20 protein-coding genes are annotated in these 15,946 nt (G+C 68.5%); 6 read left to right on the forward strand and 14 right to left on the reverse strand.

The features are described 5' to 3' along the window. The first annotated feature begins 27 nt into the window (after positions 1 to 27). Positions 28 to 405, forward strand: coding sequence for a hypothetical protein (locus RJT50_RS09860; RefSeq protein ID WP_313691088.1), 378 nt, complete (start codon positions 28 to 30; stop codon positions 403 to 405). A gap of 50 nt (positions 406 to 455) precedes the next feature. Here the strand turns inward: RJT50_RS09860 and RJT50_RS09865 are convergent, their stop codons facing one another. From RJT50_RS09865 to RJT50_RS09905, 9 genes are all read right to left on the reverse strand, one after another. Further along, entirely contained in the window at positions 456 to 1,226 is a 771-nt protein-coding gene (locus RJT50_RS09865; RefSeq protein ID WP_313691089.1) for an SDR family oxidoreductase, read from the reverse strand. A gap of 50 nt (positions 1,227 to 1,276) precedes the next feature. Continuing rightward, a complete protein-coding gene (locus tag RJT50_RS09870; protein WP_313691090.1) occupies positions 1,277 to 2,203 on the reverse strand; it encodes a cation diffusion facilitator family transporter in 927 nt (308 codons plus the stop codon). 43 nt (positions 2,204 to 2,246) lie between these two features. Further along, complete coding sequence (locus RJT50_RS09875) at positions 2,247 to 2,519, reverse strand: DUF7314 family protein (RefSeq protein WP_313691091.1); 273 nt, start codon at positions 2,517 to 2,519, stop codon at positions 2,247 to 2,249. Continuing rightward, a complete protein-coding gene (locus tag RJT50_RS09880) occupies positions 2,512 to 2,979 on the reverse strand; it encodes a DUF7315 family membrane protein (protein ID WP_313691093.1) in 468 nt (155 codons plus the stop codon). The genes RJT50_RS09875 and RJT50_RS09880 overlap by 8 nt, the downstream gene beginning before the upstream one ends. Positions 2,980 to 3,119: 140 nt before the next feature. Next, positions 3,120 to 3,878, reverse strand: coding sequence for a cytochrome b family protein (locus tag RJT50_RS09885; RefSeq protein WP_313691095.1), 759 nt, complete (start codon positions 3,876 to 3,878; stop codon positions 3,120 to 3,122). 4 nt (positions 3,879 to 3,882) lie between these two features. After that, entirely contained in the window at positions 3,883 to 4,689 is an 807-nt protein-coding gene (locus RJT50_RS09890; RefSeq protein WP_313691097.1) for a cytochrome b, read from the reverse strand. Between the two features lies 1 nt (position 4,690). Then, positions 4,691 to 5,077 (reverse strand): DUF7318 family protein, encoded by a 387-nt coding sequence (locus tag RJT50_RS09895; protein WP_313691099.1) that lies wholly within the window; start codon positions 5,075 to 5,077, stop codon positions 4,691 to 4,693. Between the two features lie 2 nt (positions 5,078 to 5,079). Further along, positions 5,080 to 5,715 (reverse strand): plastocyanin/azurin family copper-binding protein, encoded by a 636-nt coding sequence (locus RJT50_RS09900; protein ID WP_313691100.1) that lies wholly within the window; start codon positions 5,713 to 5,715, stop codon positions 5,080 to 5,082. 78 nt (positions 5,716 to 5,793) lie between these two features. Further along, a complete protein-coding gene (locus tag RJT50_RS09905; protein ID WP_313691101.1) occupies positions 5,794 to 6,732 on the reverse strand; it encodes a DUF7319 domain-containing protein in 939 nt (312 codons plus the stop codon). Between the two features lie 352 nt (positions 6,733 to 7,084). Between RJT50_RS09905 and RJT50_RS09910 the strand changes: the two genes are divergently transcribed. Further along, positions 7,085 to 7,570, forward strand: a complete 486-nt coding sequence (locus RJT50_RS09910; protein ID WP_313691102.1) for a DUF7321 family protein — start codon at positions 7,085 to 7,087, stop codon at positions 7,568 to 7,570. A gap of 45 nt (positions 7,571 to 7,615) precedes the next feature. On the opposite strand, the gene RJT50_RS09915 is transcribed toward RJT50_RS09910, so the two are convergent. The 3 genes from RJT50_RS09915 to pan1 form a co-directional block, all read right to left on the reverse strand. After that, the gene (locus RJT50_RS09915; protein ID WP_313691103.1) at positions 7,616 to 7,864 is read right to left on the reverse strand and encodes a hypothetical protein; all 249 of its coding nucleotides are present in this window, start codon (positions 7,862 to 7,864) and stop codon (positions 7,616 to 7,618) included. Between the two features lie 89 nt (positions 7,865 to 7,953). Further along, positions 7,954 to 8,637, reverse strand: coding sequence for an endonuclease III (nth, locus tag RJT50_RS09920; RefSeq protein WP_313691104.1), 684 nt, complete (start codon positions 8,635 to 8,637; stop codon positions 7,954 to 7,956). Positions 8,638 to 8,956: 319 nt separating this feature from the next. Next, on the reverse strand, positions 8,957 to 10,174 hold the full coding sequence (gene pan1 / locus RJT50_RS09925; RefSeq protein ID WP_313691105.1) for a proteasome-activating nucleotidase Pan1: 1,218 nt from the start codon (positions 10,172 to 10,174) through the stop codon (positions 8,957 to 8,959). Positions 10,175 to 10,297: 123 nt separating this feature from the next. On the opposite strand from pan1, the gene RJT50_RS09930 reads away from it, so the two are divergent. From RJT50_RS09930 to rad50, 4 genes are all read left to right on the forward strand, one after another. Further along, positions 10,298 to 10,567 (forward strand): winged helix-turn-helix domain-containing protein, encoded by a 270-nt coding sequence (locus tag RJT50_RS09930; RefSeq protein WP_313691106.1) that lies wholly within the window; start codon positions 10,298 to 10,300, stop codon positions 10,565 to 10,567. Positions 10,568 to 10,679: 112 nt separating this feature from the next. After that, the gene (locus RJT50_RS09935; RefSeq protein WP_313691107.1) at positions 10,680 to 11,018 is read left to right on the forward strand and encodes a DUF7966 family protein; all 339 of its coding nucleotides are present in this window, start codon (positions 10,680 to 10,682) and stop codon (positions 11,016 to 11,018) included. Next, positions 11,015 to 12,268 (forward strand): DNA double-strand break repair protein Mre11, encoded by a 1,254-nt coding sequence (gene mre11, locus RJT50_RS09940; protein WP_313691108.1) that lies wholly within the window; start codon positions 11,015 to 11,017, stop codon positions 12,266 to 12,268. Before RJT50_RS09935 ends, mre11 begins: the two co-directional genes overlap by 4 nt. Next, the gene (rad50, locus tag RJT50_RS09945; protein WP_313691109.1) at positions 12,268 to 14,958 is read left to right on the forward strand and encodes a DNA double-strand break repair ATPase Rad50; all 2,691 of its coding nucleotides are present in this window, start codon (positions 12,268 to 12,270) and stop codon (positions 14,956 to 14,958) included. The genes mre11 and rad50 overlap by 1 nt, the downstream gene beginning before the upstream one ends. 32 nt (positions 14,959 to 14,990) lie before the next feature. On the opposite strand, the gene RJT50_RS09950 is transcribed toward rad50, so the two are convergent. Continuing rightward, positions 14,991 to 15,410: a DUF7346 family protein gene (locus tag RJT50_RS09950; protein ID WP_313691111.1), complete on the reverse strand. Its 420-nt coding sequence runs from the start codon at positions 15,408 to 15,410 to the stop codon at positions 14,991 to 14,993. A gap of 55 nt (positions 15,411 to 15,465) precedes the next feature. Next, complete coding sequence (locus RJT50_RS09955) at positions 15,466 to 15,936, reverse strand: DUF7322 domain-containing protein (protein ID WP_313691113.1); 471 nt, start codon at positions 15,934 to 15,936, stop codon at positions 15,466 to 15,468. Between the last annotated feature and the right edge of the window lie 10 nt (positions 15,937 to 15,946).

The following is a 15,946-nucleotide window of genomic DNA, read 5'->3' on the forward strand; positions in this document are numbered from 1 at the left end:
ATACGTCCTCCGCGAGGAGACGCGCCCATGGTGAGTCCTGGGTGGGACGTGCCGGCGGACCTGGAGGACGTGAGGACGAGGACCACGCTGCGGGACACGCTCCACGAGCTTCCGATCGACGCGATCGTCCCGGACGGGTGGCGGGTCGGGACCACGGTCGTCTCGTTCCGCGACGAGCTCCCCGCGGACGGCGTGACCGTCTCGCACCCCGCGTCGGCCCGGGAGCTCCTCCTCACGGACGCCGGGACGGAAGGGGAGACGCTCGGCGTGTACGAGCGCGACCGGCGGACGGGCCGACGCGTCCGGGTGGCGTCGGTGGCCGGACGCGAGGACGACCCCGGCGCGGTGCGCGCGGGGCTGGAGGAGACGGCCGAGCGGGCAGCACGTATCGAGCCGGACGTCTGAGTCGGCCTGGTCACGACCGGTCCCGTTCGGATGCCCGACGTCGGCGGCGGCTACGTGCTCGACATGCCGCCGTCCACGACGAGCGACTCGCCGTTGACGTAGGAACTCATGTCGCTCGCCAGGTAGACGGCCGCGTCGGCGACGTCGCCGGGCGTGCCGAACCGGCGGCTCGGGATTCCCCGCTTCATCCGCTCGCCCTGCTCGGTGCCGACGACGTGGACGTCGTCGGTCGTCATCGCCGTCTCGACGAAGCCCGGGTGGATCGCGTTCACGCGCACGCCGTCGGGTCCGAGCGCGTCCGCGAGCGAGTAGGTGAGCAGGCGGACCGCCCCCTTCGAGTGCGAGTAGGTGACGAGCCTGCCGCTCCCCCGGATGCCGGCCGCGCTCGACATGTTGATGATGACGCCGCCGTCGGCCTCGACCATGCGCTTTGCCGCCGCCTGCGCCCCGAAGTAGACGCCCTTGGCGTTCACGTCCATGAGCCGGTCGTACTCCTCCTCCGTGACCTCGAGGAAGCTGTCGGGCTGGAGGATGCCAGCGTTGTTCACCATCACGTCGACCCCGCCGAACGACTCGGCCGCGGCGACGGCTCGCTCCAGCGCCTCGGGGTCGCTCACGTCACAGTCCACGAAGGTCGCCTCGCGGTCCGTTTCCCCGGCGATCCGCTCGTGGGTGGGGACGCCGCCCTCGCGCGGTTCCTCGCGGACGTCCGCGACGACCACGTCGGCCCCCTCCTCGGCGAACCGGACGGCGATCTCGCGCCCGTTCCCGCTCGCCGCGCCGGTCACGACGGCCGTGTCGTCCAGCAACAGTTCGGACATCACCCGCCCGCTCGTGCGGGGCTCGAAAAAGCGTTACTCGGCTGCAGGCGTCACTCCGGCGTGTCGTCGGGCGTCGTGACGCGCTCGTCCTCGGGCTTCCACTCGCCGAGTTCCTTCGGGTCGACGTGGACGAACACGTCGTCGACCGCCGGGAGCGCCCTGATCGACTCGACGACGTCGGTCTCGATGTCGTGGGCCCGGTTCAGCGACATCTCGCCCTCGACCTCGATGTGGATGCTCACGTCGACCTCGGGGCCGACGTAGTGGGCGACGACGTCGTGGGCGGCCCGCACCTCAGGGTGGTCGAGCGCGCGCGCGAGGATCTCCTCCCGGAGGTCCTCCGGCGGCGCTGCGCCGACGAGGTACGCGACGTTGTCCCGGACGATGTCCACGCCCGTGTAGAGGATGCCCACCGCGACGACCCCGGCCGCGAGCGGATCGAGCAGCGGATAACCCGCGGCCGCACCCAGCACGCCCACGAGCGCCGCGCCCGCGGTCAACACGTCGTTTCTGTTGTCCAGCGCGGTGGCGACGATCGCGGGCGAGTCCTCGCGGCGTCCCACGCGGAGGCAGTAGCGATACAGCGTGTACTTGACGAGGCCGGCGACGACGAGGATGGCGACCGAGAGCGTTCCGCCGGTCGTCGGCCGGACCGGCCCCGGGGCGAGCACCGCCGAGCCCGCGCTGAAGATCACCGCACCGCCCGCCGCGAACACGCCCGCGGCGACGAACAGCGACACGAACGGCTCGATGCGCTCGTGGCCGTGCGGGTGTTCGAAGTCCGGCGGCTGGGTGGTGACGTACAGCCCCGCGAGCACGACCGCGGAGTAGGCGGTGTCCGCGAGCGAGTTGACCGCCTCCGACCCGACCGCGAGGCTGCCGGTCGTCCGCCAGACGGCCGCCTTTCCGAGCGCGAGCGCCAGGTTGGCGGCCAGCAGCAGGACGCCGACGCGACGGACCGCGCTGCGGCGGCTCATGGCGACCGTGCGTGAACGACCGGGAAAATCGTGTCGGCTCGGATCAGGACTGCTGGCGATCCTGGTAGGCCGCGCCGAGTTCGCGTGCGGCGGGGACGAGCACCCAGAAGGTGAGCCCGCCCAGGATGGCCGTCCAGAAGAACACGTCGTTCAGGAAGATGCCGACGGCGCCGAACGTCGTCGACGGCTCCGGCGGCGGGGCGATCAGCTGGTTGCTGCTCTCGAACGACTCGGTGCGGTACCAGCTCGCCAGCACCATCCAGGCGAGCCCCGCGCCGGTGAAGAGTCCGAGGCCCTTGATGAACTCGTCAGCCATTGGTTGACTCTTCGGCGTCGTCGTCTTGAGCGTTTCCCATTCCCTCGGCCCGGAATCGGGTTCCGACGACGTAGACGCCGGCTCCGAAGGCGATGATCGCCAGCCCCAGCAGCGCGAACGTCACGGTGAGCGCTCCCGGGCCGGGCGAGAGACCGACGACCCCGATGAGGTCGACGAGGAGATCCCGGACGAGCGAGACCTGCAGCGTGGCCGCGTCCAGCAGCGCGAACCCGACGACGACGCAGCCGACGGCGATGAGCGTCGAGAAGACGGTGACCGTCTTGTAGAGGCGGAGCGGGACGACGACGTCGCGGCTCCCGCGCGTGTCGGTGGTCACGCGGACCCGACGGTCGTTCGCCCCGGCCCCCGAAGTGCTCCCCCCGTCGCCGGACTCCGTCGCGGGTTTCGGGCCTTCGTCCTCCCCCGCGGGTCCCGGAGCTTCGCCACCGTCCTCTGTCATGTCGGACGAATGGTGCCGGACCGACAACTATCCTGCGAAGGAGCATCGCCGGCGACGGTGCTGGAGGCCGTGCGTGAGACGGGTCGGTCGAAAGGAGACGGGACGACGAGCGGCGAACGAACGAAATCGGGTGTCGCCGGTTACTTCGGCGGGCGAAGCCGGTAGTAGCGCCGGTTGAGGTCATACATGTACCCCTCGCGCATCGTCTTGAGCACGGCGTAGGCGATACAGCCGGTGACGAACGGCGCGAGGAACGTCAGGTCCTGGAGGACCCGCAGGTCCATCGGGACGAGGTTCTGCACCGACAGCACCGAGATGGTCAGCGCGAACGTGATGCCGGCGATGCCGACCGCGCCCCAGAACGGCTGCTCGACGGGGCGTCGCGCGCTCCCCTTGTTGAGGAACGGCACCATCGCGATGAAGCCGACGACGACGACGTTCGCGAGCACCCCGTACGTCCGGTCGGCCATCAGCTTCTCGCCGCCGAGGATGGCCAGTTCGGGGTTGAGATAGCCCAGCTTCAACAGGCCGAACGACCAGTAGAGGTACCAGTCGGGGAGGATGACCGACGGCGTGACGTTCGGGTTCGCCGGGCTCCCGATGTGGGGCGGAAGCGTCGCCGAGAGGAAGATGATCATCCCGACGAAGAAGGAACTGATCGCCAGGTTTCGCACGATCTCGTGGGGCCAGGACGGGAAGCCGAGCACGTCGCGCTCGACGTAGTCCGACTCCCGGCGGAGGTCCTCGTCCTCGCGGCGGGCCCGCTCGAAGTACTCGTAGGTCAGCCGGGAGAGCCCCGTGGTGCGCTCCTTCCGCTCGCGCCACGTCGGCGTCTCGTCGTCCGGCGCGACGATGCCCGTTCCGCCGCCGTCCGTCCTGGTGGTGTTGTCGTCACTCATTGGCTTAGTGGGGTTCCGCGATGCCCTGCACCCAGACGATGCCGATGTGGAGCGCGATGAGCGCCGTCACGACGAACGGGAGCAGGAACACGTGCAGGATGTACATCCGTTGTAGCGTCGACTGGCTGAGCGAGAAGCCGCCGAAGATGAGCTGTGCGACCCACTCGCCCGCGAGCGGGATGGACAGCGCCATCTCGACGCCGATCTGGCCGGCCCAGAACGCGAGCTGGTCCCACGGGAGCAGGTACCCCGTGTACCCGAACACCATCGTCAGCGAGATGAGGACGATGCCCAGCAGCCAGTTCAGTTCGCGCGGCTCCTTGTAGCCGCCGGTGAAGTAGACGCGGAGCATGTGCAGGAACACCGCGGCCGTCATCACCTGTGCGGACCACCGGTGGATCGACCGCAGCATGAATCCGAACTGGAGGTCCTGCATGATGTACGCGATGGAGTTGTACGCGACCGACGCCTCGCCGGGGGCCGCCCCGGCGGACGCGGGACTGTAGTAGAAGCCGAGTAGCGCGCCCGAGACCGCCGCGACGAGGTACGCCAGGGTGCTGAAAAAGCCCAGCGTGTACAGCGGGTACCAGTACCAGAACTTGTTGTCCAGGTCGTACTGCTCGGTGTGGGACTTCGGCATCTGGAGGTTGACGCGGTAGTACAGCGTCTCGAGCAGCTCCAAGTAGTCGACGATGCGGAACCGCTGGTCCAGCCAGACGAGCGAGACGAGGAAGCCCCGTTCGACCGCCGTGAGATCCTTGTTCTGGAGCCAGGCGTCGTGGTCGTGGTCGTCTCGTTTTTGCAGGCTCATGCTATCTCTTGTAGTAGGGGTAGACGGCGCGTTTGACCTGTTCCCACGCGTCGACGCCGAACTCCGCGCCGTCGGCGTCCTCCTCGCGGACGTAGAGGTCCTCCCACTTGCGCCGCCGCTTCTTGACGATCATCACGTCGGGGAGGAACTCCTTGCGGTACAACACGAGGATGAAGGCGAGGTCGACGAACACCACAGCGAGAATGGCGCCCAGGAACATGTTCCCCGTGTCCGAGAGCCCCCAGCCGTTCACGAGTCCGTACGTGAACATGAATACGAACACGACCTCGATGACGGTGAGCAGCACGATGGCGAGCGTCGCCGCCGTGCTCTCGCGGGCCGGTTCGTACCGGTGGATGTCGCCGTAGGTGGAGCCGGAACTGGACATGGTCAGCGCCCCCTCCCGGTGTTGGCCGATTCACCGTACTTCAGCACGTAGAACGTGAAGATGATGCTGACGATGATGCCGAGCACCGTCGCCGAGCCGACCCAGTGGGCCTGAATCGGCACGCCGAGTTCGTGGAGCTCCTTCGGCCCGCCGCCGCCGGTCGACACCGTGGGGACGTCCTCGCCGACGGCGATGCCGCCGACCATCCCCGACTGGAGGTGCGGCTGGCAGTAGTACTCGTAGATGCCGCCGGTGTCGAACGTGACGGAGAACGAGAACCCTTCGCTCTCCAGCGGTTCGTGGCCGCTCACGCTCGCGTCCGAGGGCGCCGACTCGAACAGGACGTTGTGGCCGCCCGAGACCCACTCGAACGTCACCGTCGTCCCGCTGTCGATCCAGACTTCCGTCGGAATGAACGCGAGGCCGTCCCCGCCGCCGACGTCGATGGTGACCTCGGACTCGCCACGGAGGTCCTGGTAAGTGCCTCCCTTGGCGCCGTCGGTCCACCCGGCGAAGTCGGGTTTCTGCCCCCCGCCACCCCCTTCCTGTGCGGCGGCGGTGCCGGCGCTAGCGGACGCGCCGGCCCCGAGGGCGGCGGTCGCTCCGCCGGCGTTTCGAATAAAGTCCCGCCTCTTCATCTGTACTGTGGAGTCGGGGGTCGCTCTGCTTAAAGCCACCGACCTTTCCCGCCCGTCCGAACCACCAGCATCGAACCGCTATCCCTCGGTTTCGGCAGGTCCGTCGGCGTCCCCTCCGAGCCCGGAAGTCGTCCGGTCCTCGGCGCGGCTCTGGCGCTCTCGTGCCTCGGCAAGCGCCTCCTCCGCTACCTCCTCGAAGGACGCGAACTCGGGGCCGTCGCCGTCGGTGATCCCCGCCGCCCGCAGCCGATCGCGGTACTCCTCGGATCGGAAGCGATCCGAGAGCCGGGCGTTGGCGACGACCGCGAACAGGAACACGCCGACGACGAGGAAGAACGTCGCCATCACGGGTGCCACGATGGTCGTGAGGGAGAACTCCGGGAGGAACGGAATGAAAGCCAGTGGGCTGCCGGGCAGCAGGCTGACCAGCCACGCCGCCGCCAGCCCGAGGCCGGCGAGGATCTGGCCGGCCGCGACCGCCTGGAGCATCCGGTTCCCGAACTCGCCCGTTCCCGACTCCACCTCATCGGGCGTCGGCAGTTCGTACTCCTCGGGCGGCTCCCGGACCTCGTAGGAGTCCATCGAACAGAGGGCGACGGACGGCTTGACGTCCCTGAGGACCGTCCCCTCGCCCTCGACGCTGCCGTCGGGGTAGACGATCGCGTACCCCTCGTCGGAGTAGGCGACGATCGATTCGGGGTCACGTCGCCGCTCCAGCACGGCGAACACCGTCCGATCCGCGATTCGCAACTGGAGGTCCTTCTCGACGCGGTCGAGCAGGTCGCGCCCGGTGATCCACGAGTCCGCGTCGAACGCGGCCTCCCACTCCGCGCCCGTCATCTCGGCCATGTCGGCCGGGGAGAAGTCGTCGAAGTCGTACTTCTCCTCCACCTCGGCGCGAAGCGCGTCGAGGTCGGGGTCGGCGGTTGCTGCCGCGCCGCCCTGCTCGTCCCGGACCGCCGGGGATGCCGACCGCTCATCGCGGTCCTCGGCCGGCGCGTCGGCGGGGTCGCTCATCGTCCGACGGTAGCTCTCGTGGCCGGATATGCGTTCCGACACTCGTTCGGGGTGAACGGGTTTGCGATGGGTTGACGGTTCGAACGTCATGTGATGGGTCCGAAAACCCTCCAGGCCACGACGCTCCGTCAATTTGTTCGGGCGTCGACAGCCCCGCGGCTGTCGGCTCCGGGGCCCCGCTGCGCTCCTCGGCCTGCGGCCTGCGGTGCTCGTCCCTCGCACGCGTCCGCTCGCACTCCTCGGGGTTCACCGTCACGCGCGCCACCTCGACCGGGTTCGACCGATCGGAGCCGACACACGGGGCATCGCCGTATCGGGGGGCTTTACCACCGACCGGCCGTAGCGGGCGGCGATGGTCGCAGACTGGGTCGTGGCCACCGTCGCGCTGCTGCTGGTCACGGCGAGTTTCCCGTTCTACCTCTACGGCGCGTGGATCCTGCTCGACCGTGACCAGGACAACGTGACCTGGGAACTGCTGGTTCGCCACCTCTCCGTTATCCTTCCCGGGCTGGTTCTCACGACGATTCCGGTCGCGCTCTGGATGGCACCGCGCCTGCCCGGCCAGCTCGGCGGGCTGTCGGCCGTGCACGCCTTCCTCGGCCTCCAGGCGTACGCGCTGCTCGTGTTCGGGCTCACGGGAATCGTGCGCATCTTCCAGGTGAAACGCGAGGCCGACCTCTACCGGGACCCGGGCCCCGACGTGAACCTGAACGACCTCCACGAGCACATGGGCGCCTGGCGCGGCCGGTTGCGCCTCGGCGTGTTCGGCTACACGCTCTTCTGGCTCTTGGCGTACCTCGTCGGCCTGTATCGGTACTACCTCCGGTACGTCGCCTGAGGCTGCCGCGGGGGCGTCGCGTTCGCCGAACCCCGACCCGTGGCCTCAGGACTGGTACGGCTCCTCGTCGCGGTGGGCGTCCGGGTTCTCCTGTTCTGCCGCGTCGCCCTCGCGCATCTCGCCGTCGGCGTCCTCGCGCGTCTCGCCGTCGGCGTCCTCGCGGCCGACCTCCTGATCGGGCGTCGGGTCCTCCCCCTCGGGTTCGGGCCCGTCGTCGTCCTGCACGTCGACGTCGGTGTGCTCGTCGACGTCGATGCCGTGCTCGTCCCCCCCATCCGACTCGTCACGTGCCATGCCCCGAGGTACGTGCTCGCGCCGAGTAAGTTCGCTGGCCACCTCGCGTTCGACTGGTTACCCGCCGCCTCGCCGGGCGCGTCGTCCGTCTACCACGCCTCGCCGTTCGCCAGGTCGACCGCCGAATCGCCGCGCTCGGACGGACAGATGTCCGCGAGCACGCAGTCCTCGCAGTCCGGGTTCCGCGCCGTACAGGTCGCCCGGCCGTGGCTGATGAGCAGATGGGTGAACATCCGCCAGTCCTCCTTCGGGACGACGTCGACCAGGTCACGCTCGATCGCGTCGGGTCGCTCCTCCCCCGTGATGGCGAGCCGCCGCGAGAGCCGCTGGACGTGCGTGTCGACGACGATTCCCTCGACGACGTCGTGGGCGTGCTGGAGGACGACGTTCGCCGTCTTGCGACCCACGCCCGGCAGGTCCGTGAGCGCCGACATGGTGTCCGGCACCTCGCCGTCGTGCTCCTTGGTCAGGATCTCGCCGATCCCCTTCAGGTAGCCAGCCTTGCTGTTGTGGAACGTGATGCCGTAGATGTCGTCGGCCAGTTCCTGCTCGTCGGCCGCGGCGTAGTCGGCGGCGGTCGGATACTTGTCGAACAGTTCCGGCGTCGTCTCGTTCACCCGTTCGTCGGTACACTGGGCCGAGAGGACGACCGCGACGAGCAGTTCGAGCCGCGTCGAGAAGTCGAGCGAGATGTCCGTGTCGGGGTACGCCTCGTAGAGCCTGTCGAGCAGTTCGGCGACCTGGTCCTCGCGCGAGTCGAGCGCCGTTCCCATGGCCCGGCCATCGGCGTGGCCGGTGTTGAGTGGTCCGGTCTCACCCGGCGGCGAGCAGGGGAGCCGGTCGGAAGGCAAGCGTGGGAGTAAGCCGGAAAGCGAGCGGGAGATCCGGACGGAGGGCAACGGTTTTGTCCCGGCAGGCGGATCTGATCGTATGAACCTCGAACACGAGTCGTTCCGCGCCGCGCTCGGCACCGCGGCGGGCTACGGGCTCATCCTGGCGCTCATGACGGTCCTGCTGTTCGGCGTTCCGTACCTCATCTTCTCGCTGTAGGCGATCGGCGTCGGGTGGGCCGAAAAGGGAACGAACGACGAGTTACGCGAACGCGAGCGAGTCGCCGCCGGAACTCTCCTCGGTCCGGGAGATCTTCTCCCAGGCCTCGCGGAAGTCGGCCATCCTGACCTCGGTCCGATCCTCGCGGATGGCGAACATCCCGGCCTCGGTACAGACCGCCTTCACGTCCGCGCCGGAGGCCTCCGAGGCCATCTCGGCGAGCCGCTCGAAGTCCACGTCGTCGGCGACGTTCATGTCGCGGGTGTGGATCTTGAAAATGATCTCGCGGCCCTCGTAGTTCGGCTTGGGCACCTCGATGAGGCGGTCGAAGCGGCCGGGGCGGAGGATGGCCGGGTCGAGCATGTCGAACCGGTTCGTCGCCGCGATGATGCGCACCTCGCCGCGCTCGTCGAACCCGTCCATCTCCGAGAGCAGCTGCATCATCGTGCGCTGGACCTCGGCGTCGCCGGACGTCTTCGAGTCCGTCCGCTTCGAGGCGATGGCGTCGATCTCGTCGATGAACAGGACGGCGGGCTCGTTCTCGCGCGCGACCTCGAACAGGTCCCGCACGAGCTTCGCGCCCTCGCCGATGAACTTGTGGACGAGTTCGGAGCCGGCCATCTTGATGAACGTCGCGTCCGTCTGGTTGGCGACCGCCTTCGCCAGCAGGGTCTTGCCCGTGCCGGGCGGGCCGTGGAGCAGGACGCCGCTCGGCGGCTGGATGCCGACGTCGGTGAACATGTCGGGGTTCTTGAGCGGCATCTCGACCGTCTCGCGCACCTCGTTCATCTGCTCCTCGAGGCCGCCGATGTCCTGGTAGGTGACGTCCGGCGAGTGCTCGACCTGCATCACGCGGGCCCGCACGTCGGTCTCCTTCTCCAGCTTCTTCACGACCGAGAGGGAGTTGTTGACCGCGACGCGGTCGTCCGGGTCGAGGTCCTCGCGCATCTCGTCGGTGACCTCGGTGAGTGCCTCCTGGTTGTTGCCGTGCTGTTTGATCACGACGCCGTCGTCGTTCAGTTCCTGGACCGTCGCCACGAATAGCGGCGACTGCTTGAGCTTCTTGTTCTCGTGGGTCAGCCGCTCCAGTTTCTGTTGGTACTTGTTGTTCTCCGCGTTCGCATCCAGGAGCTTGTCGCGCATCTCCTCGTTCTGGTCCTCGAGGACTTCGAGCCGTTCCTCGAGTGCCTCGATCTGCTCCTGACGCGACGTCGACTCCTCGTCGAACGGCAGGTCGACGTCGTCAACCGTGTCGGTCATCGACGGTGGTAGGGCAGACGGTAATAAGAGGCTTCGGGTGGGGGCGACCAGCCGGTAGATTCCCTGCAGTAATGATTTGAGATGAGAAGTATTATCTAACAGCATCCCATTGCCCGAACTACGATGGGTGTTTCCGACACGGAGGCCGTGACGACCGGCGAGGGCGAGGGAGTCGGCTGGGAGGCGGTCGAGGAGCTTCCCCCCAGCGCGAAGCTCGTGGCAAAGGTGCTCGAGTACGAGGACACGCTGACCCAGAGTCAGCTCGCAGAGGAGACGCTGTTGCCGCCCCGGACGGTGCGATACGCGCTCTCCCGGCTCGAGGACGCCGGCGTTGTCGAGTCCCGCTTCTCGTTCTCGGACGCGCGCAAGCGCCTCTACACGCTGAAGCTCTGAACCAGGCACGCCGTTCTCGCCACCGCTACTGACTCGGTGAACGGTCGCTCCGAGCGGCGATTCCGGACCAGCCACGGGAAGGTTTTTTCCGTGATACCGCACCAGACGTCCCGTGAGCGATGACGTCGAGGCGGTGAAACGAGCTCTCAGAGCGCTCGTCGACGACAACGAGCGGCAATCTACCGGGGAGTTCGACGAACTGGTCCTGCGAGCCGAACGGGCCCTCGAAGACGTACGTGCGGCCGCCGAGTTCGCCGACGCCGACGGGTTCGCCGCGCTCGAATCCGCAACATCGGAGGTGGGGCCTGTCGGCGACCCGGAGACGACCGACCGAGCGCGCGCGGTTCTGGACGCCGTCGGCGAGTACAGGGCGACCGCGGCCGACCACTTTCACGCCGGTCACGAGGGGCTTATGCCGGGTGACCCAGTATCCTCCGACGAGACTACATGACGCGGGTCATCCACACCGGCGACACCCACATCGGCTACCGGCAGTACCACTCGCCGGAGCGTCGTCGGGACTTCCTCCGTTCGTTCGAGCAGGTCGTCGCCGACGCGGTGGAAGAGGAGGTCGACGCGGTGATCCACGCGGGCGACCTGTTCCACGACCGTCGTCCGGAACTGCCGGACCTGCTCGGCACGCTCTCCGCGCTCCGCGACCTCGACGACGCGGGCGTCCCGTTCCTCGCCATCGTCGGCAACCACGAGTCGACGCGTGGCGGCCAGTGGCTCGACCTGTACGAGTCGCTCGGGCTGGCGACGCGACTCGGCTCGGAGCCGATTACGGTGGGGAACACGGCGTTCTACGGCCTCGACCACGTCCCCGAATCGCGACGCGACCGGCTGGAATACGAGTTCGAGCCACACGAGGCGGACCACGCCGCGCTCGTCGGCCACGGCCTGTTCGAACCGTTCGCGCACGGAAACTGGGATACGGAGACCGTCCTGACCGAGGCGACCGTCGACTTCGATGCGATGCTGCTGGGGGACAACCACGCCCCGGACACGGCGGAGGTCCTCGACGCCCGGGTCACCTACTGCGGGTCGACCGAGCGCGCGAGCGCGACGGAACGCGACGGTCGGGGGTACAACCTCGTCGAGTTCGAGGCCGGCGAGGTGGACGTCCGCCGGCGCGCGCTCGACACGCGGCCGTTCGTGTTCGTCACGGCCGGACTGGGGCCGAGCGAGGGCGTGAGCCGCGTCAGGGACCGCGTGCGCGAGCACGACGTCGAAGACGCGGTCGTCGTCGTCGAAATCACGGGCGAGGGTGAGCCGGTCGCGCCCGCGGCCGTCGAGGAGTTCGCCGACGAGCGGGGCGCGCTCGTCGCCCGGGTGAAGGACCGACGCGAGATCGACACCGAGACGGAAGTGTCGGTGAGCTTCGCGGACCCGGACGCGGCGGTGCGCGAGCGGGTGAGCGAACTCGGCCTCTCGACGGTGGCCCGCGACATCGACGACGTGGTACGCGGGGAGGCGGCCGACTCGAACGTTCGCGCCGACGTGAAACGTCGCGTCGCGGAACGGTTCGAGGGCGACGAGTTCGAGGCTGCCGTCGAACGGGCAGAGCCCGACGACGGGGACGACGGCGACGACGGCCCCGCCGAACCGGACGCCGACGGCGACGCCAGCACGGCCGCCGAGGACGACGAGCCGACGACCGACTCCGACACGGACCGGCAGGTCACCATGGAGGACTACTGATGCGCTTCGACCGTATCCGGCTCCGGAACTTCAAGCCGTACGCCGACACGGACCTGCGGCTCTCGGACGGCGTGACGGTCATCCACGGGCTGAACGGGAGCGGGAAGTCCTCGCTGCTCGAGGCGTGTTTCTTCGCCCTCTACGGGTCGAAGGGATTGGACGGGACCCTGGAGGACGTGGTGACGAACGGAGCCGAGGAGGCCGAAGTCGAACTCTCGTTCTCCCACAAGGGGGACGCCTACCACATCCGCAGGGATCTGAAGCGATACGGCGACCAGATCCAGACGACGGCCTGCACGCTCGAAGCGGAGGACGGCGACCTCGCGCGCGACGGTGCGACCGAGGTCCGCGCGTTCGTGACGGACCTGCTGCGGATGGACGCGGAGGCGTTCGTCAACTGCGCGTACGTCCGGCAGGGCGAGGTGAACAAGCTCATCAACGCCACGCCGACCGGTCGGCAGGACATGATCGACGACCTGCTTCAGCTCGGCCGGCTCGAGGAGTACCGCGAACGCGCCGCTGACGCGCGGCTGGGGGTCGAGGACGTGCTCGGCGAGAAACGCGGCGCGCTCTCGTCGGTCGCGGAGCAACTGGACGAGAAGGAGGAAAAGGACCTCCACGAGCGGCTGAACGGACTTCAGTCGGAGCTGCGCGAACTCGACGAGAAGGTCGAGAACTACGAGGAGCAGCGAGCGAAGGCCGAATCGACCCGCGACGACGCCCGCGAGATTCTGGAGGAGTTCGAGGAGCGACGCGATGAACTGGAGTCGATCGAGGCCGACATCGACGAGCTGGAATCCGACGTCCGGGAGGCCGAATCCGAGCGCGAGGAGTTCGGCACGCAGGTGGCGGAAACGCGCGACGAACTCTCGAATCTGCGGGAGAGGCTGGACGAACGGCTCGCGGAGATGGAGCTCGATGGGGCGTCCGCCGACGAGATCGAGGCCAGGCGGTGCGCCCTCGACGACCGGGAGGGCGAACTCCGGGAGGAGCGCGACGAGGTCCGGAGCGAAACCACCGCGTTCGAGAACCAGTCGGAGAACCTCGAATCGAGCGCCGACGAGTACGCCGAGCGCGCCGAAACGAACCGCAAGACGGCGGCCGATCTGGAAGTGGAGATCGAGTCCGCACGCGAGACGCTCGCCGACCGGGAGGACTCGCTGACCGAACTCGAAGCGGAGCGGGCGGAACGCGAAGCCGAGTTCGAGGACGCGCCGGTTTCGGTCGGGGAGGCGGCCGCCCACCGGGACGACCTCCGGGAGCGACTCGAAGCCCTCAGGGACGAGAAGACGGAGCTGACGGCCGAACTCTCGACCGTCCGTGCGAGCGTCGAGGAGGCCGAAGCGCTGCTCGACGAGGGGAAGTGCCCGGAGTGTGGACAGCCCGTCGAGGACTCTCCCCACGTCGACACGCTCGCGGCGGACCGCGAACGGGTGGCGGAACTCGAGGACGAACTCGCTGAGCTTCGGGAACGGGAAGACGAGCGGGAGGACGACCTCGACCGCGCCGAGGCGCTCCTGACCGCCCAGAACCGGCTCGACGAACTCGAGAGCACCCGGAGCCTGGTCGAGGACGGGATCGACGAGAAGCGGAGCGAAATCGAGGCGAAGGAGGGGCGGATCGAGTCGCTCCGCGAGGAAGCCGAAGAACTCGAGCAGGAGGCGGCAGAGAAACGCGAGATCGCGGAGCGGAAGGCCGAACAGGCGGGAGAGGCACGCGAGCGGGCCGAGGAGATCGAGTCGGGCCTCGCGGAACTGGACGAAGCCCGCGACCGGATCGACGCGGTCGAATCGACCGCCGAGGCGATCGAGGACGCCGAAACGAGGATCGAACGACTGGAGGAGCGTCGCTCCGACCTCGCCGAGAGGAACGACGAACGCCGCGAGTTCCTGAGCGAGAAACGCGACCGGCGCGACGAACTCCGCGACGCGTTCGACGAGGAGCAGGTCGAAACCGCGCGCCAACGGCACTCGAACGCCGAGGAGTACGTCGAACAGGTGTCGGAGACGCTGGCGTCGCTCGCGGAGGAACGGGACGAACTCACCAGCGCGATCGGCGCGACGGAACGGGAGCTCGAAGAACTGGAGGAGTTGCGGGACCGACACGAGCACCTGTCGGCCCGCGTCGAGGCGCTCGAATCCGTCCACGAGGAATCGGAGGAACTGGAGACGATGTACGGCGACCTCCGCGCTGAGCTCCGGCGGCGGAACGTCGAGAGCCTCGAACGGATGTTGAACGAGACGTTCGAGCTGATCTACGCCAACGACGCGTACTCGCACATCGAACTCGACGGCGAGTACGCGCTGACGGTTTACCAGAAGGACGGCGAACCGCTCGACCCCGAACAGCTCTCCGGCGGCGAGCGCGCGCTGTTCAACCTCTCGCTCCGGTGTGCGATCTACCGCCTGCTCGCCGAAGGGATCGAGGGGGCCGCACCGACGCCGCCGCTCATCCTCGACGAGCCGACCGTGTTCCTGGACTCGGGCCACGTCTCCCGACTGGTCGATCTGGTCGGCGAGATGCGTGGGTTCGGCGTCAGACAGATCCTCATCGTGAGCCACGACGACGAACTCGTCGGCGCCGCCGACGACCTCGTTCGCGTGGAGAAGAACCCCACGACGAACCGGTCGTCGGTCGAGCGGACCGACGCGGCCTCGCTCGCCGATCTCGACGCGTTCGCGGACGACTGACCCGCTCGGAAACGGCCCCGCGAGCCGATCGCTTACCCCCGAAGATGCCCGACCGCGTTCCGTGCCGCATCCGTCGGTTCGTACCCCCGTTCGCCCGCAACCTCGGCCTCCTCGATGAACCCCGCCGCCCGGAACTCGGCGAGGAGTCCGTGGAGGTCGGACTCACAGAGGTCGTAGCCGTCGAGGAGTGCACGGACCGACAGCGGGCCGCGGTCGACGAACTCGACCAGCAGTCCGAGCGAGCGCTCGTCCCGACACGCCAGCACCGCGCGACGGACGTCCTCCGGGAGTCCCCCAGCGGCGACCGCGAGCGGGGAGTCCCCCTCGGGCGTGAGTCGCTCGTTCGGCAGGTACCGCTCCTCGCCCGTCTCCGGGTCGCGGACGCGGCTCGACCCCGAAGAGCGCTTCAGGCGGATGTACCGGGTCCCGTCCTCGTCGCGGACTGACTGCACGGTCGGAACGAGGCGGGTCGGGCAAAAAGCGGTGTCGGTCAGGGAGCGATGTTGGTCAGGGAGCGGTGTCGATTTCGGCGTCCTCGCCCTCCGCTTCGACGCGCTCGTCGGTGTCGGAACCGGCGTTGGGTTCGTCGTCACCGTCGCCGTCCTCCCCGCCCGTGTCGCGCCGTTTGAACGCCCTGTGAGTCTGATAGACCCGGACCCCTGCGAGCAGGCCGACGAGTATCGCCGCCCCGCCCCAGCGCCACTGGGCGCGGAAGCCGATCAGCATGAGGCCGAACGAGACGCCGAACAGGGCGACGTTCGCGTAGAGCACCGCCGTCCAGAACGCCGTGAGCACGTCGGCGTCGACGTCGGCCGGGTCGGTGAGGTCATCCGCGGGGTTCCGGACCGTCGGGGGGTCGACCTCCCGGGTCCGCACGCTCGGCGGGTCCACCTCCGGGATGTCGACGTACTCCTCGGCGGGGTTCGGTCCGGACTCCTCGAGACCGAACCCGACCTCCTCGTCGTCGTCGTGCGGCACGGGACTGGAT

Origin of the sequence: Halobaculum sp. XH14, assembly GCF_032116555.1 — an archaeon.
Classification (GTDB): Archaea; Halobacteriota; Halobacteria; order Halobacteriales; family Haloferacaceae; genus Halorarum; species Halorarum halobium.